Origin of the sequence: Citrobacter sp. RHBSTW-00887, from assembly GCF_013728095.1 — a bacterium.
GTDB lineage: Bacteria > Pseudomonadota > Gammaproteobacteria > Enterobacterales > Enterobacteriaceae > Citrobacter > Citrobacter braakii.
The window spans coordinates 104,764-128,065 of sequence record NZ_CP056268.1 but is presented as its reverse complement, the minus strand read 5'-3'; the positions used below and the strand labels follow the sequence as shown (position 1 = coordinate 128,065).

General features: G+C 52.9%; 17 protein-coding genes and 2 pseudogenes. 6 read left to right on the top strand and 13 right to left on the bottom strand.

What is annotated here, in order from left to right; genetic code table 11:
• Positions 1-98 precede the first annotated feature (98 nt).
• Positions 99-392 (top strand): annotated as a pseudogene (locus tag HV314_RS26140) (ArsA-related P-loop ATPase); the annotation flags it as partial.
• A 30-nt stretch (positions 393-422) separates the two neighbouring features.
• Here HV314_RS26140 and arsC read toward each other — a convergent pair.
• Genes arsC through arsR form a run of 5 tightly spaced genes read right to left on the bottom strand, consistent with a single transcriptional unit; the run spans position 423 to position 4,731 of the window.
• Positions 423-848, bottom strand: a complete 426-nt coding sequence (gene arsC, locus HV314_RS26135; protein ID WP_000065759.1) for a glutaredoxin-dependent arsenate reductase — start codon at positions 846-848, stop codon at positions 423-425.
• A gap of 12 nt (positions 849-860) precedes the next feature.
• The gene (gene arsB / locus HV314_RS26130; RefSeq protein ID WP_003026002.1) at positions 861-2,150 is read right to left on the bottom strand and encodes an arsenite efflux transporter membrane subunit ArsB; all 1,290 of its coding nucleotides are present in this window, start codon (positions 2,148-2,150) and stop codon (positions 861-863) included.
• Between the two features lie 48 nt (positions 2,151-2,198).
• Positions 2,199-3,950, bottom strand: coding sequence for an arsenite efflux transporter ATPase subunit ArsA (gene arsA / locus HV314_RS26125; RefSeq protein WP_181545835.1), 1,752 nt, complete (start codon positions 3,948-3,950; stop codon positions 2,199-2,201).
• A gap of 17 nt (positions 3,951-3,967) precedes the next feature.
• Entirely contained in the window at positions 3,968-4,330 is a 363-nt protein-coding gene (arsD, locus tag HV314_RS26120) for an arsenite efflux transporter metallochaperone ArsD (RefSeq protein ID WP_000783215.1), read from the bottom strand.
• A gap of 47 nt (positions 4,331-4,377) precedes the next feature.
• Positions 4,378-4,731, bottom strand: a complete 354-nt coding sequence (gene arsR, locus HV314_RS26115; RefSeq protein WP_001114073.1) for an As(III)-sensing metalloregulatory transcriptional repressor ArsR — start codon at positions 4,729-4,731, stop codon at positions 4,378-4,380.
• A gap of 397 nt (positions 4,732-5,128) precedes the next feature.
• Here arsR and HV314_RS26110 point away from each other — a divergent pair.
• Positions 5,129-6,190: pseudogene (locus HV314_RS26110) on the top strand (ISNCY family transposase); the annotation flags it as partial.
• Positions 6,191-6,429: 239 nt separating this feature from the next.
• Here HV314_RS26110 and HV314_RS26100 read toward each other — a convergent pair.
• The 7 genes from HV314_RS26100 to glgB all read right to left on the bottom strand — a co-directional run bounded on the left by HV314_RS26100 (position 6,430) and on the right by glgB (position 17,085).
• The gene (locus HV314_RS26100; protein ID WP_004197671.1) at positions 6,430-6,708 is read right to left on the bottom strand and encodes a hypothetical protein; all 279 of its coding nucleotides are present in this window, start codon (positions 6,706-6,708) and stop codon (positions 6,430-6,432) included.
• Positions 6,709-7,042: 334 nt separating this feature from the next.
• Positions 7,043-7,609: a LuxR C-terminal-related transcriptional regulator gene (locus tag HV314_RS26095; RefSeq protein WP_004197678.1), complete on the bottom strand. Its 567-nt coding sequence runs from the start codon at positions 7,607-7,609 to the stop codon at positions 7,043-7,045.
• 124 nt (positions 7,610-7,733) lie between these two features.
• Complete coding sequence (gene pgm / locus HV314_RS26090; protein WP_004197675.1) at positions 7,734-9,377, bottom strand: phosphoglucomutase (alpha-D-glucose-1,6-bisphosphate-dependent); 1,644 nt, start codon at positions 9,375-9,377, stop codon at positions 7,734-7,736.
• A gap of 113 nt (positions 9,378-9,490) precedes the next feature.
• Positions 9,491-11,938 carry a glycogen phosphorylase gene (gene glgP / locus HV314_RS26085; RefSeq protein WP_094543334.1) on the bottom strand — a complete coding sequence of 816 codons (2,448 nt, stop codon included), beginning with the start codon at positions 11,936-11,938 and terminating at the stop codon, positions 9,491-9,493.
• 18 nt (positions 11,939-11,956) lie between these two features.
• Positions 11,957-13,390, bottom strand: a complete 1,434-nt coding sequence (glgA, locus tag HV314_RS26080) for a glycogen synthase GlgA (RefSeq protein ID WP_004197677.1) — start codon at positions 13,388-13,390, stop codon at positions 11,957-11,959.
• 89 nt (positions 13,391-13,479) lie between these two features.
• A complete protein-coding gene (gene glgC / locus HV314_RS26075; protein ID WP_015632388.1) occupies positions 13,480-14,763 on the bottom strand; it encodes a glucose-1-phosphate adenylyltransferase in 1,284 nt (427 codons plus the stop codon).
• 129 nt (positions 14,764-14,892) lie between these two features.
• The gene (gene glgB / locus HV314_RS26070; RefSeq protein ID WP_004099052.1) at positions 14,893-17,085 is read right to left on the bottom strand and encodes a 1,4-alpha-glucan branching enzyme; all 2,193 of its coding nucleotides are present in this window, start codon (positions 17,083-17,085) and stop codon (positions 14,893-14,895) included.
• Between the two features lie 372 nt (positions 17,086-17,457).
• On the opposite strand from glgB, the gene HV314_RS26065 reads away from it, so the two are divergent.
• Positions 17,458-18,426 (top strand): IS5-like element IS903B family transposase, encoded by a 969-nt coding sequence (locus tag HV314_RS26065; protein ID WP_004099053.1) that lies wholly within the window; start codon positions 17,458-17,460, stop codon positions 18,424-18,426.
• Between the two features lie 300 nt (positions 18,427-18,726).
• A complete protein-coding gene (locus HV314_RS26060; protein WP_022631502.1) occupies positions 18,727-18,927 on the top strand; it encodes a hypothetical protein in 201 nt (66 codons plus the stop codon).
• Positions 18,928-19,456: 529 nt separating this feature from the next.
• Here the strand turns inward: HV314_RS26060 and HV314_RS26055 are convergent.
• Positions 19,457-22,354 (bottom strand): Tn3-like element Tn5403 family transposase, encoded by a 2,898-nt coding sequence (locus tag HV314_RS26055; RefSeq protein ID WP_023307208.1) that lies wholly within the window; start codon positions 22,352-22,354, stop codon positions 19,457-19,459.
• A 94-nt stretch (positions 22,355-22,448) separates the two neighbouring features.
• On the opposite strand from HV314_RS26055, the gene HV314_RS26050 reads away from it, so the two are divergent.
• Complete coding sequence (locus HV314_RS26050; RefSeq protein WP_000509966.1) at positions 22,449-23,054, top strand: recombinase family protein; 606 nt, start codon at positions 22,449-22,451, stop codon at positions 23,052-23,054.
• 72 nt (positions 23,055-23,126) lie between these two features.
• Complete coding sequence (locus HV314_RS26045; protein WP_176564481.1) at positions 23,127-23,276, top strand: hypothetical protein; 150 nt, start codon at positions 23,127-23,129, stop codon at positions 23,274-23,276.
• Positions 23,277-23,302: the final 26 nt, after the last annotated feature.

Below are 23,302 nucleotides of genomic sequence, written 5' to 3'. Positions count from 1 at the left end.
AGGCATTCAACAATTGCATGAGTGTGTTCTGGCGACAGCATGAAGCCGAATTCTCTCGCTTTCTGACATCGAAGACAGGTGATAGCGAAAAAGCAGCAGACCCGGAGAAGACGAAGGTGATTATCGTGACGCTTGCCGAAACGACACCTGTACTGGAAGCCGCTAACCTGCAGCAGGATCTACGCCGAGCTGGCATCGAGCCGTGGGCATGGGTCGTTAATAACAGCCTGGCAGCTGCTCAACCGTCTTCGCCTTTCCTGAAGATCAGGGCGAACCGCGAGCTGCCTCTCATCTCTGATGTGGAAGAGCAGTATGCAAAGCGTATTGCATTAACAGCGCTACAGAGCGAAGAGCCGGTTGGTATTGACCTGCTGGAAGAAATGGCGAAGTAATAATGAAGGGGGCAAATGCCCCCTTCGTCTTTATTTCAGTCTTTTACCTGAATCATCAACGACTTTTTCACCGTCTTCCTTGGTGAAAGCCGCTTTCTGGGCATCTGGAAGGATATCGAGAACAACCTCTGAAGGACGGCAAAGTTTAGTTCCCAGTGGCGTCACTACGATCGGACGGTTGATCAGAATCGGATGCTGTAGCATAAAGTCGATGAGCTGGTCGTCAGTAAATTTATCTTCTGCAAGACCCAGTTCCTCATACGGCTCGACGTTCTTACGCAGCAAAGTACGGACGGAAATGCCCATATCTGCAATGAGTTTGACCAGCTCATCGCGTGAAGGTGGAGTCTCAAGGTAAAGAATAACGGTCGGCTCGATACCGCTGTTGCGGATCATCTCCAGCGTATTACGCGACGTGCCGCAGGCTGGGTTGTGATAAATGGTGATGTTGCTCATATCAGTATCTCATTACAAAGTGAAAGAGAGACGTAGCGCCAGCGCGGCCAGCGTTACAAACAGCACAGGCAGAGTCATGACGATCCCGGTGCGGAAATAGTATCCCCATGTGATGGTCATGTTCTTCTGTGAAAGGACATGCAGCCAGAGCAACGTTGCCAGGCTACCAATAGGTGTAATTTTCGGTCCAAGATCGCAGCCAATCACGTTGGCAAAAATCATCGCCTCTTTGATAACGCCTGTTGCAGTGCTGCCATCAATAGAGAGAGCACCAACCAGCACGGTAGGCATATTGTTCATGATGGAAGAGAGGAAAGCCGTCAGGAAGCCAGTACCAAACGTCGCGGCCCAAAGTCCTTTATCTGCCAGCACGTTCAACACACCGGAGAGGTATTCTGTTAGTCCGGCATTACGCAGACCATAGATCACCAGATACATTCCCAGAGAGAATATGACGATCTGCCATGGCGCACCGCGAAGCACTTTGCCAGTGTTAATGGCATGACCTCGCTTCGCCACCGCAAACAGAATGACAGCCCCTACAGCAGCAATCGCACTGACCGGGATACCCAACGGCTCAAGGACGAAAAAGCCAACCAGAAGAAGGATCAACACTATCCAGCCGGTTCTGAAGGTTGCCAGATCTTTAATCGCTTTTGCCGGTGCTTTCAGGAGAGCCAGGTCGTAAGTTGGCGGAATATCTTTGCGGAAGAACAGATGCAGCATCACCAGCGTGGCGATAATGGCTGCGATATCCACCGGCACCATTACCGACGCATACTCAGTGAAACCCAGCCCAAAGAAGTCTGCAGAAACGATGTTAACCAGGTTGGACACGATAAGCGGCAGACTGGCCGTATCGGCAATAAACCCGGCGGCCATGACAAATGCCAGCGTAGTGCCTTTGCTGAAACCTAATGCAAGCAGCATGGCGATAACAATTGGCGTCAGAATCAATGCCGCACCATCGTTGGCAAACAGTGCCGCCACCGCTGCGCCGAGCAAAACGATATAGGTAAACAGCAAACGCCCGCGACCGTTACCCCAACGTGAAACGTGCAGCGCCGCCCATTCGAAAAAGCCCGATTCATCGAGCAGAAGGCTGATAATAATCACGGCAATAAAGGTCGCCGTCGCATTCCAGACAATATTCCACACTACAGGGATATCACCAAAATGGACTACGCCAGAGATCAGCGCCAGTACCGCGCCCAGCGTCGCACTCCAGCCGATCCCTAATCCCTTCGGTTGCCAGATAACCAAAACGATGGTCAGGACAAAAATAGCGCCTGCCAGTAACATAAATCCTCCAGACAGGACGGCTTTGCCGCCCTGTATATACAAAAAAAATTAAACAACCAGCTCTCTGAGTTTCTCGATGCCAGTGGGCTCTGCAGCCATTACCGGTACTAACGCTATGCGGCTTGCATGCTGGTTTTTCACAACCTCGATTTGAGGACGCTCTTGTAGGGCGCGCTGGCAAAGCAGCGGCGATTGCGTCTGTGCAATCGAAAGGCTGTTATTGATAATCCAGCCCCAGGGATGAATCCCCGCACGTTCAAGATCGGACTGCAGGTTTGCCGCTTCCAGTACAGGTGTGGTTTCAGGCAGAGTGACCAGCAAAACTTTGGTACGTTCCTGGTCCTGAAGCTGCATCATCGGAGTGGTAAAATGACCTTTATCCCCCATCTTCCTGGCAATCTCACGGTGATAAGCCCCGGTAGCATCAAGCAGTAATAGCGTATGCCCGGTAGGTGCCGTATCCATGACCACAAACCGTTTGCCAGCTTCACGAATTACGCGTGAAAACGCCTGGAACACCGCAATCTCTTCTGTGCAAGGAGAACGTAAATCCTCTTCGAGCAGCCGTTTCCCAGCCTCATCCAGATCCCTGCCTTTCGTCTCAAGAACATGCTGACGATAGCGTTCAGTTTCATCGTGAGGGTTGATTCGGCTGACCTGCAGATTTTTGAGGCTGCCATTGAGCGTTGTACTGAGATGTGCAGCAGGATCTGAGGTGGTGAGATGCACATCAAAACCCTTATCCGCCAGACTGACGGCGATAGCCGCAGCCATTGTGGTTTTGCCCACACCACCTTTGCCCATCAGCATAATCAAACCGTGTTCACTGCGGGCGATATCATCAACCAGGACAGACAACGACATATTCTCTGGCTTGTTCTGTGGGCTTTGTTCAGTAAGCGATGTTATCTCAGCGTGTTCGTTGAGCAGGCCTTTCAATGCGGATACACCAACCATGTTCAGCGGCTGCAGGTATAAGTTGTCTGTCGGCAAATCAGATAACCCGGCAGGAAGATTTGCCAGCGCCTCTTGCTCCCGTTGCCATATTGCAGCGGCCAGTGCATCACGTTCTGCTTCGCTCGCAGGCAGGACACCGTTAATGACTAAATACTGATTTTTAAGGCCAATAGCTGATAATTCGTCATGAGTACGAGCGACTTCCTGCAGTGTTGATTTTTGCAATCGCGCGACCAGCACAAGGCGAGTTCGTTCAGGATCGGATAATGCCTCAACCGCATGAGCATATTGCTCGCGTTGTTTTTCCAGCCCAGCCATTGGACCAAGACAGGAAGCACCATCCGGGTTACTTTCGATGAAGCTGCTCCAGGCTCCGGGAAGCTGAAGAAGGCGAATAGTGTGGCCAGTTGGGGCAGTATCAAAAATGATGTGATCAAAGCGGGTCAGCAGAGAAGCGTCAGTCAGTAAGCCAGTAAACTCGTCGAATGCAGCGATCTCTGTCGTACAAGCTCCTGAAAGCTGTTCACTGATGCTGTTAACAACGTCATCAGGCAAAAGACCTTTAATAGGGTCAACGATTCTGGCGCGGTATTGCTGGGCGGCGTCCTGCGGGTCAATCTCCAGAGCCGAAAGACCAGACACAGCAGTCACGGGCTGGATAGTGTTACCGATAGTCTGATCGAATACCTGACCGACATTGGAAGCCGGGTCGGTACTGACAAGCAGAACACGCTTTCCCAGTTCAGCCAGACGTATAGCCGTTGCGCAGGAAATCGAAGTTTTGCCTACACCTCCCTTACCGGTGAAAAACAGGTAAGACGGGATATTCTCTAAGAATTTCATATGTCCTCCTGACATACTCAACAACAGGAAGTTTTACCACCACAGCAACTGGTGGAAGCTAAACCCACCTTTTCCAGCGGTATACCAAACCAGCGAGCCAGTTCAGCGCGTTTTGGGTATCGCCCGGCCATCACCGTTTCACCATCAAGCAACAGCAGCGGAAGCCCTTCAGCTCCAGAAGCCTCAAGGAATGCTTTCGCTTTTTCGTTCTCAACGAAGCTCATAGGCTGCTGCGCCAGGTTATAACGTTCGATCTGAACCCCACGCCCTTTCAGCCATTGCACATCAGCAGAAAAATTGACCAAAACCTGATCGACATCTGAACCACAAACGCCGGTACTGCAGCACATCGCCGGATCAAACACCGTTAACATTTTCATCTTTAACACCTCATATTCGTAAAAACATATATGTACAGGCAAAATTTTTAGATACAAACAGCCTTACCGCTGCCAGAGCAGTTGGCCGATGCCAGCTTACGGGCGATGGCCTGTACGTCGTCCTGTTGACTTAACCAGGCCTGCTCAATCACCAGGGCAGCCCAGGAAGGAATATGCGGGGATAAGCGATAATGAACCCATTTCCCCTGCTTGCGATCCAGCAACAGGCCACTTTCCCGAAGCATCGCCAGATGGCGGGAGGTCTTGGGTTGTGATTGTTCCAGCGCTGTGCAGAGATCGCATACGCACAGCTCCCCCATCTCCCTGAGCAGTAGCACGATACCCAGGCGGGTTTCATCAGATAGTATTTTGAAAAGTTGTAGGGATGCAATTTCTGGCATTATGTACTCCTGCTATGAATGGGTATTGTCTCTCCACCAAAACAAGAAGTCAAAATCATATGTGTTTTCTCGCATGTGAGTGCAGGTGTCACTATGCGGTTGAAAAACGACCTGATGTGCGATCGTTACGTTAGTTGGGTAGGTAAAAAAGTCATTTGAGGCTAAAACATTGCTTAGTGCGGGCTTTCAGTTCATAGAGAAGAATGAATAATATCAATTATAACAATTGGTTATTTCCTTAGCGTACGTTTTCGTTCCATTGGCCCTCAGACCCCGACTTAGTTTATCAAGGGTATCATCGGGAAAAACCTCACTAACACAGAGGCTTATGTTAATTCATTAAAAACAGAAAGTTATCGTCTTGGCGTGGTTTTTTACATCATTGACCGTCAAACCCCTACGTAAGCTTATGACCCGGGATGGTTTATGGATCCCTCGTAAGTTACGGCCACCTCGTGTGCATCAGCCACGCCCACGTCGGGCCTGCACCGGCGAACTCATCCAGATTGATGGCAGTGAACATCGCTGGTTCGAGGACCGTGGTCCGGCCTGCACGCTGCTCGTTTACGTTGATGATGCAACAAGTCGGTTGATGCAGCTTCTGTTCGTCAGTTCGGAGTCCACGTTCACCTATTTTGAAGCCACCCGGGGATATCTGGAGCGCTACGGTAAGCCTCTGGCATTCTACAGCGACAAAGCCAGCGTCTTCAGGATCAACAACAAGCAGGCCACCGGCGGAGATGGCCAGACTCAGTTTGGTCGTGCCATGAACGAGTTGAATATCACTGGTATCTGTGCCAACACCAGTTCAGCCAAGGGGCGTGTTGAACGGGCTCATCTGACATTACAGGACCGCCTGGTCAAGGAACTGCGGCTCCGCGGTATCAGCACACCTGAGGCTGCAAACGCCTTTGCTGATGAGTTCATGGAAGATTACAACCGTCGGTTTGCAAAGCCGCCACGTCACGATTTTGACGTACATCGCCAGCTGGATAATGGCGAAAACCTGCAGGCGACATTCACCTGGCGCGAGCAGCGTAAGGTCTCGAAAAACCTGACATTACAGTATGATAAAAAGCTTTATCTGCTTGAAGATAATGAAGAAAACCGGCGTTTTCAGGGGAAGTACATCGAGGTATGGCAATACCCGGATGGTGACATTGAGCTCCGGGCCAGCGGCACTTCCCTGCCCTTTACCACTTACGACCGACTGGGAGAACTGGACCAGGGCGCCATCATCGACAACAAGCGTCTGGGACGTGCCCTGGAAATGATAAAGCTGGTTCAGGACAAACGGGACAACACCCGCTCACAGGCCCTGCCATCACTGGACGGCCAGACCTCACGCAGAAAGAAACAACCCGGCAAGAAATCACAACGAAGTCTGGACCATAACGACATGCTGGAAGCCCTGCAGCAACTTCAGACCCGGAGTAAAGACATCTTCGGCAAAGGCTGAAACATAACCTACATGCGGACATTTCAATTTAGATTGATGTTCAGGATAAACGCGATAACAACCGTTCACAGGCGATCCCTGCCGGTGATGGCTCTTTGCGGCGGCGCAGAAAACCAACAGAGAAATAATCGCAGCGCTCACTGAACGGCGACGACATGTTAGATGCGTTGAAGACATTGCAGTCACGTTCTGAGAAAAGTTCCAATGTTTAACGAGCGATTAAAAAATATATTAAATCATTATTCTCTCATTTCTCTGTTGCAATACTGACCTCCCAGGGCCTGTGTAATTCTGTCACCAAATAGTATCGTCAGACTACGATCATAGTAAATGGTTTCACCAGTGATAGATTCATGCTTTAATATTATCCCATAGCCATATCTTTCAAGCATATTCATACCCACCCTTGCCAAATTGTAAGAATAATTTATTCCCCAAATGGAACCATTTCTTCCTTCAAAAAACTCCGCTCTGTAATATCTTTTTAGAAATTCATAGTGTGCGTCTTCACTAAACATACCCCCTCCCGCTACAGAATTTACATAACAGTTTTTTATAATAAAAAGATGAAATGCATAAATATATATCCCGTTTTTCCTCTGCCGCCCACCATTCACAGATAGAGGATATAATCCTATATTATTTATTGTATGCTTAAATCATTTGATGACTATAGTTTCATATATTTTCATCATGTTAGCACCCATGATGTATGTTTATTTTTTCTGAAGCATACCAATAATCAAACCCCGTTCAACATAACAACATAAAATAATTTATAACAAATTTAGTTGAAACTTAATATATGAAATAGTGACTTTCCATAAGCAGATCATTAGTTTATAGGGCATCCTAACGATGCAGGCTCCTCCTGGCAAAACTGTCGATGATGAGATTTTTTTTGCGGTATATTCCACTTATTTTGGTGGTATTCAGTTTATGCAAAACAATACCGACAAAAGACTGAACCGTTTTTTTGGAGATCAGCAGGCTACGGGAAATTTCATCTATCGAATAACCATTTAAAATCATATTGATAACATGTGTTTCTCTTTTGGTAAATGACAACTTGTCCCTCTTCAGATTGATCCCCATTTTTTTAAACGCCTGCCTCATCATGAGATATTCATTACCGCTTAATTCAGTGTCAATGCATACCGCTTCACGCCCTGTCCCGCTCATTCCTGACGCCGGTTTTAATAAAAAGATAAGATTGACCGGTGAAATGTGTAGGTACTTGAGACGTTCGGCATCGCCGGTGTTCAGCTCTGACTCCACAATCACCACATCGCTGTTGCTGAAGGCAATATCGCTGACCCGTGAAAACACAACCCTGTTGACGGAGAGGCTGTTGTCGCTGAACATACATTTCAGACCTACAAGCATGAAATTATTATTGGTAATAACATAGATATTCATATAGTCCCCGCAGCAATACCTTTTGCGAAGCGTCCCGTTCCTTATGTTCTGACAAAGTGGTGCCTGTATTGGTGTCGCCGGGTAACTATGACGTACTCCGGCTCAGCGGAGTACGTCAACTGCTCTACTGGTGCGCCGCTAGCACGCTATTCACGATTTCCACCGCTTCTTTCTCGATCTGCTTGCGATGTGCTTCCCCGAGGAAGCTCTCGCAGTAGATCTTGTAAGCGTCTTCCGTACCTGACGGTCGGGCGGCGAACCAGCCGTTGTCGGTCATCACTTTCAGGCCACCAATCGATGCGCCGTTGCCCGGCGCGGCGGTCAGACGCGCAGTGATCGGGTCACCCGCCAGCTGACTGGCCCTGACCATTTCCGGCGACAGCTTCGACAGCACCGCTTTCTGTGCGGAAGTGGCCGAAGCCTGCAGCCGGTTATAGCTCGGCGCGCCGAAGCGGGCGGCCAGTTCGTCGTAGTGCTCCTGCGGGTTTTTACCGGTGACGGCGGTGATTTCCGCCGCCAGCAGGCACATGATGATCCCGTCTTTGTCGGTCGACCACGGCGTTCCGTCAAAACGCAGGAACGAGGCGCCCGCGCTCTCTTCTCCGCCGAAGCCGAAGCTGCCGTCGAACAGGCCGTCAACAAACCATTTAAAGCCCACCGGCACTTCAACCAGCCTGCGGCCGAGGTCGTTCACCACACGGTCGATCATCGCGGAAGAGACCAGCGTCTTGCCCACCGCCACATCCTGGCCCCACTGCGGGCGATGCTGGAACAGGTAGTTAATCGCCACCGCCAGATAGTGGTTCGGGTTCATCAGCCCTGCCGGCGTGACGATGCCGTGACGGTCATAATCTGGATCGTTAGCAAAAGCCAGGTCAAACTTATCGCGCAGCGCCAGCAGGCCCGCCATTGCGCACTCAGATGAGCAGTCCATGCGAATGGCGCCGTCTTTATCCAGATGCATAAAGCGGAAGGTTTGATCGACGTGATCGTTGACGATAGTCAGGTCGAGCTTGTAGTGCCCGGCAATACGTTTCCAGTATTCGATACCGGACCCGCCCAGCGGATCGATCCCGAGCTTGAGGCCGGCTTTCTGAATTGCCGCCATGTCGACGATATCCGCCAGCCCTTCGATAAACGGCTGTACCAGATCCTGCTTTTTAACATGACCGGATGCCAGTGCCGCATCGAGGGAGATGCGCCTGACGCCCTGCAGACCCGAGGCCAGCAGTTCGTTAGCGCGATTCTCTACCACTTTGGTGACGTTGGTATCCGCCGGGCCGCCGTTCGGCGGGTTGTACTTAATACCGCCATCTTCCGGCGGGTTATGAGACGGCGTGATCACGATGCCGTCTGCCAGCGGACCACCTTTTTTGTTGTGCACCAGGATGGCATTGGAAATGGCCGGCGTCGGGGTGAAACCGTTGTGTTCCTGCACGATAACATCAACGCCGTTGGCCGCCAGCACTTCCAGTACGGAAATAAAGGCCGGTTCGGAGAGCGCGTGGGTATCTTTACCCACGTAGCAGGGACCGGTAATCCCGTTCCTGGCGCGGTCTTCCGCAATCGCCTGCGCGATCGCCAGAATATGCTGCTCATTGAAGTTATGGCGCCCTGCACTGCCACGATGGCCAGAGGTACCAAACTTCACCGCATGCTCCGCGTTGCCCGCTTCCGGCCTCAGTACGTAGTACTGCGCGGTCAGCTGAGCGACGTTAATCAAATCACTCTGTTGTGCAGGCTCCCCTGCGCGTTTACTGTCCGTCATTTTTCTCTCCTGTCATATCCGTCAGGCTTATTTATGTGTTGCTGCCGGGTCGCTCATCGACGGGGCCGGTCTCCTGCCACCCGCCCCGGCGTTTCCTGGTTGTCAGTACGCGCTCAGAGTTGCGTTTTGTCGATATACCAGATCTTTTGCGCATACTCCCGCACCGTACGGTCCGATGAAAAATAGCCCATGTGGGTTATGTTGAGCATCGCTTTGGCGGTCCACTCTTCCGGGGTTCGGTAGAGCGCATCCACCTTGTCCTGACAGTCAACATAGCTGCGGTAATCGGCCAGCACCTGATAGTGGTCGCCAAAGTTGATCAGCGAATCCAGCAGACCGCGATAGCGGCCCGGCTCCTGTGGGCTGAACACCCCGGTCCCCATCTGGGTCAGCGCCTGGCGCAGCTCTTGATCCTGGTCGTAGTAATCATGCGGCTGGTAGCCGTTGCTGCGCAGCGCCTCGACCTCTGCAGCGGTATTACCGAAGATAAAGATATTGTCCTCACCCACGTGCTCCAACATCTCAACGTTGGCGCCGTCCAGCGTGCCAATGGTCAGCGCACCGTTGAGGGCGAACTTCATATTACTGGTCCCGGAGGCTTCAGTCCCTGCCAGCGAAATCTGCTCAGAAAGGTCCGCGGCCGGAATGATCATCTGCGCCAGACTGACGCTGTAGTTGGGAATGAACACCACCTTTAGTCTGTCGCCAATCTGCGGATCGCTGTTGATGACTTTGGCGACGTCGTTTATCAGATGGATGATCTGTTTTGCCGTGTGGTAAGCGGACGCGGCTTTGCCGGCGAAAATCACCACTCGCGGCACCCATTCGGCCTGCGGGTCCGCCTTGATACGGTTGTAGCGGGTGATCACATGCAGCACATTCATCAGCTGGCGTTTATATTCGTGGATCCGTTTAATTTGCACATCAAACAGCGCGTTCGGGTTCACCACCACGCCCAGCTGACGGGCGATATAATCGGCCAGACGCTGTTTATTCGCCAGTTTGGCGGCGCTGACGGCCTGGTTAACCAGCGGATAATCCTGATATTCCCCCATTTCGCTCAGCTGGCTTAAATCCGTTCGCCAGGTCTGGCCGATATGGCGGTCCAGAACCGCGGCAAGGGACGGGTTAGCGGCAGCCAGCCAGCGGCGCGGCGTGACGCCGTTAGTCACGTTGGTGAAGCGGCGCGGAAAGATTCTGGCGAAATCGGCAAATAGCGACTCCACCATCAGCCGGGAGTGCAGTTCCGACACGCCGTTAACCTTGTGACTGACCACTACCGCCAGCCAGGCCATCCGCACGCGGCGACCATTGGACTCATCAATAATCGAGGTCCGGCTCAGCAACGCCATATCATCGGGATAGTGCTCCTGCATCGTTTTCAGAAAATAGTCATTAATCTCGAAGATAATCTGCAAATGGCGCGGCAGGATTTTCCCCAGCATATCGACAGGCCAGGTCTCCAGCGCTTCGCTCATCAGGGTATGGTTGGTGTAGGAGAAGACCCGACAGGTCACCTCAAACGCGTCATCCCAGCTGAAGCGGTGTTCGTCAATCAGCAGACGCATCAGCTCCGGGATCGACAGCACCGGATGGGTGTCATTGAGGTGGATAGCAATTTTATCCGCCAGGTTGTCATAGGTTTGATACAGCTGGTAATGACGGGTGAGGATGTCCTGTACCGTCGCCGAAACAAGGAAATACTCCTGACGCAGGCGCAGTTCACGCCCGGAATAGGTCGAGTCGTCCGGGTAAAGCACGCGGGAAACGTTCTCAGAGTGGTTCTTATCCTCCACGGCGGCGAAATAGTCCCCCTGGTTAAATTTACCGAGATTAATTTCACTGCTGGCCTGGGCACTCCACAAACGCAGGGTGTTGGTGGCATCGGTGTCATAACCCGGGATAATCTGATCGTAGGCCACGGCAATAATTTCTTCGGTTTCCAGCCAGCGTGAGTTTTTGCCCTCATGTTGAACACGTCCGCCAAAGCGCACGGTATAGCGGGTTTTATGGCGCTCGAATTCCCACGGGTTACCGTACTCCAGCCAGTAGTCCGGTGACTCCATCTGCCGGCCGTCGATGATGTTTTGCTTGAACATACCGTAGTCGTAGCGGATACCATAGCCGCGGCCTGGCAGCCCCAGTGTGGCCAGGGAATCGAGAAAACAGGCCGCCAGACGACCGAGACCGCCGTTGCCCAGCCCCGGATCGTTCTCCTCATCAATCAGCTCTTCCAGATCCAGCCCCATCCCTGCCAGAGCCGTTTTCACATCCTCATAGATGCCCAGCGACAGTAAGGCATTAGAGAGGGTTCGGCCGATGAGAAACTCCATCGACAGATAATAAACCTGCCGGGCCTGCTGCGAGATCCGCGCCCGATGCGCCCGCAGCCAACGTTCTACCAGCCGATCGCGAACGGCGAACAGCGTGGCGTTGAGCCATTCATGTTTATTGGCAAGTGAGGGATCTTTACCAAGAATAAACATGAGCTTATAAGCGATAGCATGCTGTAGCGCTTCTTCATTCAGACTGGGTGAAATATAACTTAAGCGTGGTTCCATTTTTCTTATCCGTAGCAATTAAATAATACGCTGATACAACTGGTGGAAAGACTTAGCGGCAATTTGCCAGCTAAAATCCATGCTCATTGCCTGACGTTGCACGTACCGCCACAGCGATGGACGGGACCACAGGACAAAGGCCCGGTGGATGGCATGTAATAGTGATTCAGTCTCGCTGTCGGTAAACACAAATCCGCTCGCGATCCCGTCAGCAAGGTTTTCGAGCGAACAGTCGGCGACGGTATCCGCCAGTCCGCCGGTGCGACGAACCAGCGGCAATGTGCCGTAGCGAAGGCCATAGAGCTGGGTCAGACCGCAGGGTTCAAAACGGCTGGGCACCAGGATGACGTCGGCGCCGCCAATCATCTGATGCGACAGCGCCTCGTCGTAACCGATCCGGATACTCACCTGCCCGGAGTATTGCGCCGCAGCGGCAAGAAAACGGGCCTGCAAATCCGGGTCGCCGGATCCCAGTAGCGCCAGCTGCCCTCCCTGCGCAATGATTCCCGGCAGTGCGCCAAGGAGCAGATCCAGCCCCTTCTGGCTGGTGAGCCGGCTCACGACGGTGAACAACAGCGCCCGGCCGTCCTCCTTCAGCCCCAGCGTCGTCTGCAGCTGCTGCTTGTTCTTCGCTTTCTCAGCCAGCGAGTTCCGGTCGTAAGGCGCAGCCAGCAGCGGATCGCGGCGCGGATCCCAGATGCTTTCGTCGACGCCGTTAAGGATCCCCGACAGTCGCCCTTCCCGCTGACGTTGCCGCAGCAACTCTTCCAGACCGAACGCGTACTGCGGTTCGGTAATTTCACGGGCATACGTCGGGCTGACGGTGGTGATATGGTCAGCGAAATAGAGGCCCGCCTTAAGGAAGGAGATCTGTCCTTTAAACTCCACCCCATGCATCTGGAAGAATGACCACGGTAAAGCGATCTCCGCCATATGCCGGGCGAGGAACAAGCCCTGATAGGCAATGTTGTGCACCGTAAACACTGACCTGGCGGGGTTGCCGCGGGCGGCCAGATAAGCCGGCGTGAGGCCCGCATGCCAGTCATGGGCGTGGACGATTTCAGGCCGCCAGAACGGATCCAGACCGCCAGCAAGCTCAGCCGCGACCCAACTCAACAGCGCGAAACGCAGGACGTTATCGGGATAATCCTGCATCTGCGGGTCATGATAAGGATTACCCGGTCGGTCATAGAGATGCGGGGCATCAATCAGATAGATGCCCACGCCGTTAAAGTCGCCAAACAACAGCGTCATCGGCCCGGCGAAGGTCTCCCTGCTGGCCACCACCTGCGGTTCCCCTACTCCGTCGCGGATCGCGGGAAACCCCGGCAGCAGCACGCGGGTATCCACGCCCTCGGCTATTTGCGCCGCCGGGAGAGCACCGGTCACATCAGCCAGCCCCCCCGTTTTCAACAGAGGGAACATCTCCGCTCCTACATGTAAAACTCGCATGGATGCTCCTTAATTATTCAGGCATGAAGGCGACGCGATGCCAATGACGGCAATCACAGCTGCGGCAGCTTTTATTTCCGCCAACGGCTTCATAGTTCAAGTCGGTTCAGCATTTCTTTGGTAACCAGAACGATGCCTTCTTCCGAACGATAAAAGCGTCGCGCATCCTCAACGGCATTTTCGCCAATCACCGTCCCCTCCGGAATAACGCATCCCCGGTCGATCACGCAGCGTCTTATCCTGCAGGAGCGACCGACCCAGACGCCCGGTAATAAAACCGACGAATCAATATTACAGAACGAGTTAATCCGAACTCTGGAAAATAGAACCGACTGCACCACCACCGAGCCAGAAATAATACAGCCGCCGGAGACCAGAGAATTCATGGTCATGCCATGACTGCCGGAACGGTCCTGAACAAATTTGGCGCTGGGCAGCGATTCGACATAGGTACGGATAGGCCAGTTACGGTCATAAACGTCCAGCTCTGGCACTACTGAGGCTAAATCCAGATTCGCTTTCCAGTACGCCTCCAGGGTTCCGACATCGCGCCAGTATGGCTCGGCATTATTATCCGACTGAACGCAGGAGCGCGGGAACGGATGCGCATACGCTTCACCTGCCGCCGTTATCCTGGGAATAATATCTTTGCCAAAATCATGGGTGGAGTGTTCATCCCGATCGTCGTCTTCCAGCAGCTGGTAGAGATATTCCGCATCAAACACATAAATGCCCATACTGGCAAGCGAGCGGGTTTCATCGCCAGGAATGGTGGGCGGATTAGCCGGTTTTTCAACAAATTCAATGATTTTGTCATTCTCATCCACGGCCATGACGCCAAAAGCGCTTGCCTCTTCAACCGGGACCGGCAGGCAGGCCACGGTACAGCGCGCCCCTTTTTCAACGTGATCGAGCAGCATCCGCGAATAATCTTGTTTATAGATATGGTCCCCGGCCAGAATAACGACATATTCCGCATCATAGCGGCGGATAATATCCAGATTCTGGGTCACGGCATCCGCCGTCCCCCGATACCAGTTCTCACCATGCACCCGCTGCTGCGCCGGTAATAAATCCACGAACTCATTCATTTCTTCGTTAAAGAATGCCCAGCCGCGTTGAATATGCTGCACCAGTGAATGGGACTGATATTGTGTAATGACCCCGATACGTCTTATTCCGGAGTTAATACAATTCGATAAAGCAAAATCAATAATTCTGAATTTACCGCCGAAATGCACCGCAGGTTTTGCGCGAATAGTGGTCAGGTCTTTTAATCGTGTGCCACGTCCGCCGGCGAGGATCAGGGCCACGGATTTAAGCGGTAACTGGCGCGACAGCATTAAGTTGTCAGTATATTCAAGTTTACTCATAATAATGTCCTGCTATTAAATAAAAGCCATAAAAGAAAATAATGAAGAAAAAGCCTCACTCTTCTGCAAAATAATTCAGAAGTGATCACCTCCGGTAATAAGTCAGCTGCAATAAATCAGCTGCGCGTTTTATTGCCCTGCAGATTCCCGTACCAGCCAGATTGTCGCCAGCGGCGGCAGAGTCACCGACAGCGAATGCTCCCGACCGTGGCTGGCGATCGCCTCGCTTGCCACGCAGCCGCCGTTGCCGGTGTTGCTCCCGTGGTAGTGCATCGAGTCGGTGTTCAGCTCTTCACGCCAGCGCCCCGGCTGGTTAATCCCGAAGCGATAGCCGTGACGCGGTACTGGCGTGAAGTTGCTCGCCACGATTATCTCGTTCCCGGCTTTATCGCGACGGACAAAGATAAACACCGACCGTTCATGGTCATCCACAACAAGCCATTCAAAGCCGTAGGGGTCAAAATCCAGTTCGTGCAGTGCCTTATGGTGGCGATAGGTATGGTTCAGATCGCGCACCAGACGCTGCACCCCGTGATGCCAGTTGTCGCCCCCTTCCAGCAGATGCCAGTCGAGGCTGGCGTCGTGGTTCCACTCCCGCCCCTGGGCAAACTCGTTGCCCATAAACAGCAGCTTTTTACCGGGGAAGGCAAACAGCCAGCCGTAGTAGGCGCGCAGGTTGGCGAACTTCTGCCAGGCATCGCCAGGCATCCGGTCAAGAATCGATTTTTTGCCGTGAACCACTTCATCGTGTGACAGCGGCAACACGAAGTTTTCGGTGTAGTTGTAGAGCATCCCGAAGGTCATCTTGTCGTGATGATAACGACGATAGATGGGATCGAGCTGCATATAGTCGAGGGTGTCATGCATCCAGCCGAGGTTCCATTTGAACCAGAAGCCAAGACCGCCCGTCGAAGACGGTCGTGTAACCCCGGCGAAGTCGGTGGACTCCTCCGCCATCGTGACCGCTCCCGGCGTCTGCTCACCGAGCACACGGTTGGTATTGCGCAGAAATTCAATCGCTTCGAGGTTTTCCCGGCCGCCGTACTCATTGGGCACCCACTCCCCCTCTTTGCGGCTGTAGTCGCGGTAGATCATTGACGCAACCGCATCCACGCGCAGGGCGTCGATCCCGAAGCGTTCAATCCAGTACAGCGCGTTCCCGACCAGAAAGTTGCTGACTTCACGGCGACCGTAGTTGTAGATCAGCGTATTCCAGTCCTGGTGATAACCTTCTCGCGGGTCGCTGTGTTCATACAACGCGGTGCCGTCGAACGATGCCAGCGCAAAGTCATCCGACGGGAAGTGGCCCGGCACCCAGTCGAGGATCACGTTCAGACCCGCGGCATGGGCAGCATTCAGGAAGTAGCGGAAGTCTTCACGGGTACCAAAACGGCGGGTCGGCGCGTACAGCCCGGTGGGCTGATAGCCCCAGCTGCCGTCGAACGGATGTTCGTTTACCGGCAGCAGCTCCAGATGGGTGAAGCCCATCCACTTCGCGTAAGGCACCAGCTGGTCCGCCAGCTCGCGGTAGCTGAGCCAGAAATGGTTATCGGCGTGGCGGCGCCACGAGCCAAGGTGCACTTCATAAATCGAAATCGGTGCATCAAACTGGTTGGCCTGCTGACGGGACTGTGGCTGTTCGACCTTTTCCGGCATGCCGCAGATAAGCGACGCGCTTTCCGGGCGCATCTGTGCCTCAAAGGCATACGGGTCGGATTTCACCCGCAGGTGGCCGTGGGCGTCAATCAGCTCGAACTTATACAGCTGGCCGTTATGCGCGCCGGGGACAAACAGCTCCCAGATGCCGGACTCTTTGCGCAGACGCATCGGGTGGCGGCGGCCGTCCCAGTAGTTGAACTGTCCGACCACCGACACACGACGGGCGTTCGGCGCCCAGACGGAAAAACGCGTCCCGGTGACGCCGTCCATGGTGTCGGCATGGGCTCCCAGCGTCTCGTAGGGCCGCAGATGAGTCCCTTCAGCGAGCAGCCAGGCATCAAGCTCCTGCAGCAGCGGGCCAAAGCGATAGGGGTCGTCAATCAGGTTTTGCTGACCGTGCCAGGTGACGGCCAGCTGGTAACGAAAAGGATTTTTCCGGCGCGGCAGAACGCCGCTAAAGAACCCGCGTGTGTCGAGGCATTCGAGTTTACCGACTTTGCGCCCGGTTTTCGGTTCAATCACCCATACATCGGTGGCATCGGGTAATAATGCGCGCACTTCCAGACCCGCATCGGTTGAGTGCATGCCAAGCACGGAAAATGGATCGGAACAATGACCTGCGAGAAGTGCGGAGATCGCACTTTTTTCATTATAATCAGACATGGCAGTCACCCTACTATCATCCTGCGGAAAGAATTAAAACGCCTCTTCCTGCTTTATTGATCCGGTAATATTCCGCTGCATGCTACGCATCGAAATATCAACACGTTATTCCAGAGCCTTAAGACATGTCGGTTGTCCACAAATAGAGAGTGATTAACCTCCTGAGAAGTGAGTTAAATGCGCTGTACGACTTCTGTATTATCTGTCTTCAGAATAATTACTCCTGATTTTCTTTCTGTGAGTAAACACTCATTTCTATATTAATGGGGAAACTAATTTTTATTTCGTCACGAATGATGAGTTTCCTTCTGCTGAATTCGTCAGATCGTATATAAAAAAAGGCTTTGTTGAATAAATCGAACTTTTGCTGAGTTGAAGGATCAGATCACGCATCTTCCCGACAACGCAGACCGTTCCGTGGCAAAGCAAAAGTTCAAAATCACCAACTGGCCCACCTACAATAAAGCCCTCATCAACCGTGGCTCCATAACTTTCTGGCTGGATGATGAAGCTATTCAGGCCTGGTATGAGTCAGCAACACCTTCTTCACGAGGCAGACCTCAGCGCTATTCTGACCTTGCCATCACGACTGTGCTGGTCATTAAACGCGTATTCAGGCTGACCCTGCGCGCTGCGCAGGGCTTTATTGATTCCATTTTTTCTCTGATGAACGTTCCGCTACGCTGCCCGGATTACAGCTGTGTCAGCAGGCGGGCAAAGTCGGTTAATGTCAGTTTCAAAACGCCCACCCGGGGTGAAATCGCACACCTGGTAATTGATTCCACCGGGCTGAAGGTCTTCGGTGAAGGCGAGTGGAAAGTCAAAAAGCATGGCCAGGAACGCCGCCGTATCTGGCGTAAGCTGCATCTCGCCGTTGACAGTAAAACACATGAAATCATCTGCGCTGACCTGTCGCTGAACAATGTGACGGACTCAGAAGCCTTCCCGGGTCTTATCCGGCAGACTCACAGAAAAATCAGGGCAGCATCGGCAGACGGCGCTTACGACACCCGGCTCTGTCACGATGAACTGCGGCGTAAGAAAATCAGCGCGCTTATCCCTCCCCGAAAAGGTGCGGGTTACTGGCCCGGTGAATATGCAGACCGTAACCGTGCAGTGGCTAATCAGCGAATGACCGGGAGTAATGCGCGGTGGAAATGGACAACAGATTACAACCGTCGCTCGATAGCGGAAACGGCGATGTACCGGGTAAAACAGCTGTTCGGGGGTTCACTGACGCTGCGTGACTACGATGGTCAGGTTGCGGAGGCTATGGCCCTGGTACGAGCGCTGAACAAAATGACGAAAGCAGGTATGCCTGAAAGCGTGCGTATTGCCTGAAAACACAACCCGCTACGGGGGAGACTTACCCGAAATCTGATTTATTCAACAAAGCCATAAAAAAATAAAACATACGCCTGATGACAGCTCAATCATTCTGGGTTGCAACTTCATGGCAGCATTTACCTCCACCAGACGGCCTGACAGGCGGATTGCGGCGGCAGGAAACGCCCTAAAGTACAAAATCTGCGGCTGGCCTCACAGTTTTCGCGACTCTGCAGGAGAATATCGAGAGGCTGGGCCATACTGAAAATAGCAGAGCATAAACCTTACTCTTCATGGCGATTAAAAGGGAGGAATATGCAGGCAATACACCACGTAGAAAAGTTTCATCCAAAAGATTTTGATTTTATTGCATTAAGTCTGGCCCAGATGAACTCACAAGGGCGGAAAGTGGACGTTGAACAGGTCACCGGCAGTATGAATGATGCATGTAAATCCCGGTTCCTCGACAGCTACCGCTACCATCTCAATCTATTTGTCGAAAAATCACCAAGTTGACACAACAGGCCGGATAGCATAATCCGGCCTGTTCATTATTGTGTTCCGGCAACATCTCTGTGAAGGCAGATAACACCCCCAGATGGGGTTCACGACTTTGCAGAAAAAGTATTTTTCCACCCTGCTCCTCATTACCAGTAAGAGACGTTGTCAGTCGCTGATGCACGTATCGGTGTATACCCCTGCAAATCACATATCTTTTTTCCGCATGCTGGTTCCCCGGTCAGCAGACTTATCTATGGTGATAAAAATTACTAATGAGACATGCGAAATAAAAAATTAATTTTATGACTTAAATTCGCTGTATTCGGGCATCACCTAAAACCCCTGAAATGTTATCAAATGGTTAAATAATATGATTTAAAACCACCATTAATTAACATTTTATTTTGTCTTCCCCCATCAATCCCTCATGATTTAACACAAAATCAACATAAAAAATCATGAATTTTAACATTAATGTGCATAACTCACAATTACGTAATCCTGACTTCCTGGGGTCGGTTCCGGCTGAGGGCGAAATGACACCCTAAGCTTTCGGTTCCTTGGGCCAAAGATATTCGCCAGTCAGTAGAATGTGCGCCCAGCCCAATGGGGATATGTGGGGAAGAAATTCAGGGGGAACATCCAACCCTTCGTTCCGCCGCTCCGTGACGGCATGACCAAGATGGACGGTATTCCAGTAAATGATCACCGCAGTCAATAAATTGAGCCCAGCGATTCGGTAGTGCTGCCCCTCTGTCGTGCGATCGCGAATTTCCCCCTGCCTCCCGATACGGAGCGCATTTTTGAGCGCATGGTGGGCCTCTCCCTTGTTAAGACCGATCTGAGCACGCCGCTGCATGTCCGTATCCAGGATCCACTCAATAATGAAAAGGGTCCGTTCAATACGACCAACTTCACGAAGCGCAACTGCAAGGTTGTTTTGTCGTGGGTAAGAAGCGAGCTTGCGCAGGAGTTGGCTGGGCCTGATTTTGCCAGCGGTCATCGTCGCGGCACAACGGAAAATATCAGGCCAGTTCGCAACGATAAGATCCTCCCGGGCTTTTCCACCTACCAACTTGCGTAACTCCCTGGGGGTCGTATCGGGATTAAATACGTACAACCGCTTCGATGGCAGATCCCTGATTCGCAGAACGAGATTGTAGCCGAGCAGGCTACTGGCTCCGAACAAATGGTCGGTGAATCCTGCTGTATCGGCATACTGTTCGCGAACATGGCGACCGACCTCGTTCATCAGTAGTCCATCGAGAATATACGGTGCCTCGCTCACGGTCGCCGGGATCGACTGACAAGCGAATGGCGCGAACTGGTCGCTTACGTGAGTATACGCTTTGAGGCCGGGAACAGAACCATATTTGGCATTGACCATGTTCATGACTTCGCCATGCCGCGCTGTCGGGAAAAACTGACCATCGCTCGATGCTGACGTGCCCATCCCCCAGACGCGTGACATCGGCAGTTTACCCTGCGCGGCCACCACAATTGCCAATGCCTGGTTCATGGCTTCGCTTTCAACATGCCAGCGGGCAAGGCGTGAGAGCTGCCAGTAATCATGCGTGTTTGTAGCTTCCGCCATCTTACGCAGGCCCAGATTGAGCCCTTCAGCGAGCAGGACGTTGAGCAGACCGATCCGGTCGCGACATGGAGCCCCGGTTCTCAGATGGGTAAACGCATCTGTGAAACCAAGGGCTGCATCAACTTCAAGCAGCATGTCGGTAATCCGAACGGACGGCATTCGGCGATACAGATCCAGTATGAGTGCCTCGGCACCATCCGGCACGTCTGCTGTCAACCTGTCGATCCGCAACGTTCCATCTTCTATGCTACCGTGCGGAATAGTGCCGTTACGGGCAGCCCGGGCCAGCCGCTTAAGAGCGATCGTGAGTCGCGCCTTTCTGTCTGCCAGCCAATCCTGTGGGTTGGAAGGCACGGCCAGTTTTGCATTTTCCTGCGCCGCGATCATCGGCACCAGTACCTGCTTGAGGTCACCATAGCGGCGCGAATGAGCGAGCCAGACATCTCCGGAACGAAAAGCATCCCGGAGGTGAAAGAGTACCGCCACTTCCCAAAGACGGGTATCTCCTTTTTCCTGAGCTCGTAAATGACGGTTCCATTTGGAGCTGGGCCGCAGGAAACGCCTTTCTGGCGATGCAACACCTTTCATCTCTCCGATCGACAAAGCTGCTGCTACCAATGGTCCGGCGACCGGCGCGGCTTCGAGCTTCAGACAGCGCAACATGCGGGGCGCATAACGACGAAAGCGATGGTATCCCTGCCCGACATATGCAAGAGGCTCATCGGCTAGCGTGTTGCTGAGTTGAGTCCCTGTCGCTACCAGTTGAGCGAGCCGGTCCCATGCAACCGAACTGGCGACAGCCATCTCCAGCGGGGTTCCGTCACTGCGGGCCTCAAGCAACGAAGCTCCCAGCGCGGTGAAGGTACGGATCGTATCCGTGAGTGTGGCTTTAGAGCCGGAAATTGTTTCGTCATGCTGGCGCTTCGCTTCCCGCCAGGTTTTTCCTACGATCCTGTCATGGGTTTCGACTATGGCATCAGCAATCGCCGCTTCCCACTCCACAACACAGACGGCAAGGATCGCCCAGCGGCGGTCCGAAGTGATGTCACGCAAACCGTCGGTGAAGTAGCGTTCACCCTGCCGACGCAGCCGGGCAATGCGATGGGCAGGTATGCTGGCCAAAGCACTATGATTGATATTCAGGGTACGCAGAAATTCGAGCCTGTCGAGCAAACGGTTAGCAGCAGCCGAGTTGTTACCAACCTCGAAGTTGCGAAGCCAGATGAAACGACTGATATTGCCGGCGAGCATTTCACTCAGAAGTTTGTCCAGGTGATCGCGAACATCCGCTGTTAAATTTTCCGCAATCCGCGTTTCAATCCGCCGCTCAGCGGCGACCAGAGCATCCGCGCACAAGCGCTCGATTGTCGATACTGCGGGCAGAATGGTGGAAGTTTCCCGACACCGCACAATAAAACGATGAGCAAGATCCTCGTTTGATCTGGCATCTTCGGCCTGGCCGAAAGTCCACTCCCGCAGATCACGGGCACCACGGCCCGTGAAGGTCTTGTAGCCGTAAATTTCGCGCAGCGTGTCCATGTGCTGCTGACGGGTTTGGCGCCGTGTGGCATAAGTGAGAAGCGCATCAGCCGGAACTCCAAGCTGAGCACCGACGAAGGAAAGGACTTCACGCGGGATCATCTCACCAGGAGCCAGTGCACGGCCCGGATATCGTAAGGCACAAAGTTGCAGGGCAAAGCCAATCCTGTTTTCCGGTCTGCGGCGCTGCCTAATGTTTTCCAGGTCATCATCGCCCAGCGTGTAGAACTTCAGTAGCGACAGTTCGTCCGTGGGCAGATCGAACAGCGCTGCTCGCTGCCGTTCGGTGAAAATATGGCGTCGTGACATACAAATTCGTCCCTTTTGAAGTATAGTCTGTTTTGGACAACAGCCAGCCCATATAAATCAGGGCGTTCCGATACAAAAATCCAGGAGGGTTCAATTGGGACATCGTGCCGCCATTTACTGCCGGGTTTCAACAGCGGATCAGTCTTGTGAACGCCAGGAATTTGATCTGCGAGCCTTCGCCGGCCGTGCCGGCTACGACGTGGTGGGAATATTTAAGGAAACAGGTTCAGGAACTAAACTCGACCGGGCCGAGCGAAAGAAAGTCCTGGCGCTTGCCCAGTCCAGACAAATTGATGCAATCCTGGTCACTGAGCTTTCCCGGTGGGGGCGCTCGACGCTCGATCTGCTCAATACGCTACGTGAACTGGAGAACTGGAAGGTTTCCGTGATAGCCATGAATGGAATGGCGTTCGATCTTTCGTCGCCGTATGGACGAATGCTGGCGACGTTTCTTTCCGGCATTGCGGAGTTTGAGCGGGATCTCATCAGCGAGCGGGTCAAGTCAGGCCTTGCTGTTGCGAAGGCACGTGGTAAGAGGCTTGGTCGTCAGGCCGGAGTGCGACCAAAATCAGACCGACTTTTGCCTAAGGTGGTTGCGATGAGGGCCGAGGGACGCAGCTATCGCTGGATCGCACGCGAGCTCGGTATCAGCAAGAATACCGTCGCTGACATCGTGCAACGACACAGAGCTAACGCTTAGGGTGTCATTTCGCCCTCAGCCGGAACCGACCCCTTCAAGCGTCATGAGTGGGATTTCACTGAACCAAAATATGTGGATTTCCCGTCACGCGGTATTTTCCATGTGCAGGTCGGCGGCGGTGCCACCACTGGCGTGGTGAGCGCGGTCAATAACAACAGCAGCAGCTGGATGCGCGCGAAGCTGGCGGCCTATCGTAATAACCCGGTTAAACTCAAAGATTGATCGATTAAGATCGTGTTCTTTGTCTG

Excerpts from the sequence above, each read along its gene's own strand:
- arsC (WP_000065759.1), bottom strand. The coding sequence starts at position 848 with ATGAGCAACATCACCATTTATCACAACCCAGCCTGCGGCACGTCGCGT.
- arsB (WP_003026002.1), bottom strand. The coding sequence starts at position 2,150 with ATGTTACTGGCAGGCGCTATTTTTGTCCTGACCATCGTTTTGGTTATC.
- arsA (WP_181545835.1), bottom strand. The coding sequence starts at position 3,950 with ATGAAATTCTTAGAGAATATCCCGTCTTACCTGTTTTTCACCGGTAAG.
- arsD (WP_000783215.1), bottom strand. The coding sequence starts at position 4,330 with ATGAAAATGTTAACGGTGTTTGATCCGGCGATGTGCTGCAGTACCGGC.
- arsR (WP_001114073.1), bottom strand. The coding sequence starts at position 4,731 with ATGCCAGAAATTGCATCCCTACAACTTTTCAAAATACTATCTGATGAA.
- HV314_RS26100 (WP_004197671.1), bottom strand. The coding sequence starts at position 6,708 with ATGTTTAGTGAAGACGCACACTATGAATTTCTAAAAAGATATTACAGA.
- HV314_RS26095 (WP_004197678.1), bottom strand. The coding sequence starts at position 7,609 with ATGAATATCTATGTTATTACCAATAATAATTTCATGCTTGTAGGTCTG.
- pgm (WP_004197675.1), bottom strand. The coding sequence starts at position 9,377 with ATGACGGACAGTAAACGCGCAGGGGAGCCTGCACAACAGAGTGATTTG.
- glgP (WP_094543334.1), bottom strand. The coding sequence starts at position 11,938 with ATGGAACCACGCTTAAGTTATATTTCACCCAGTCTGAATGAAGAAGCG.
- glgA (WP_004197677.1), bottom strand. The coding sequence starts at position 13,390 with ATGCGAGTTTTACATGTAGGAGCGGAGATGTTCCCTCTGTTGAAAACG.
- glgC (WP_015632388.1), bottom strand. The coding sequence starts at position 14,763 with ATGAGTAAACTTGAATATACTGACAACTTAATGCTGTCGCGCCAGTTA.
- glgB (WP_004099052.1), bottom strand. The coding sequence starts at position 17,085 with ATGTCTGATTATAATGAAAAAAGTGCGATCTCCGCACTTCTCGCAGGT.
- HV314_RS26060 (WP_022631502.1), top strand. The coding sequence starts at position 18,727 with ATGCAGGCAATACACCACGTAGAAAAGTTTCATCCAAAAGATTTTGAT.
- HV314_RS26055 (WP_023307208.1), bottom strand. The coding sequence starts at position 22,354 with ATGTCACGACGCCATATTTTCACCGAACGGCAGCGAGCAGCGCTGTTC.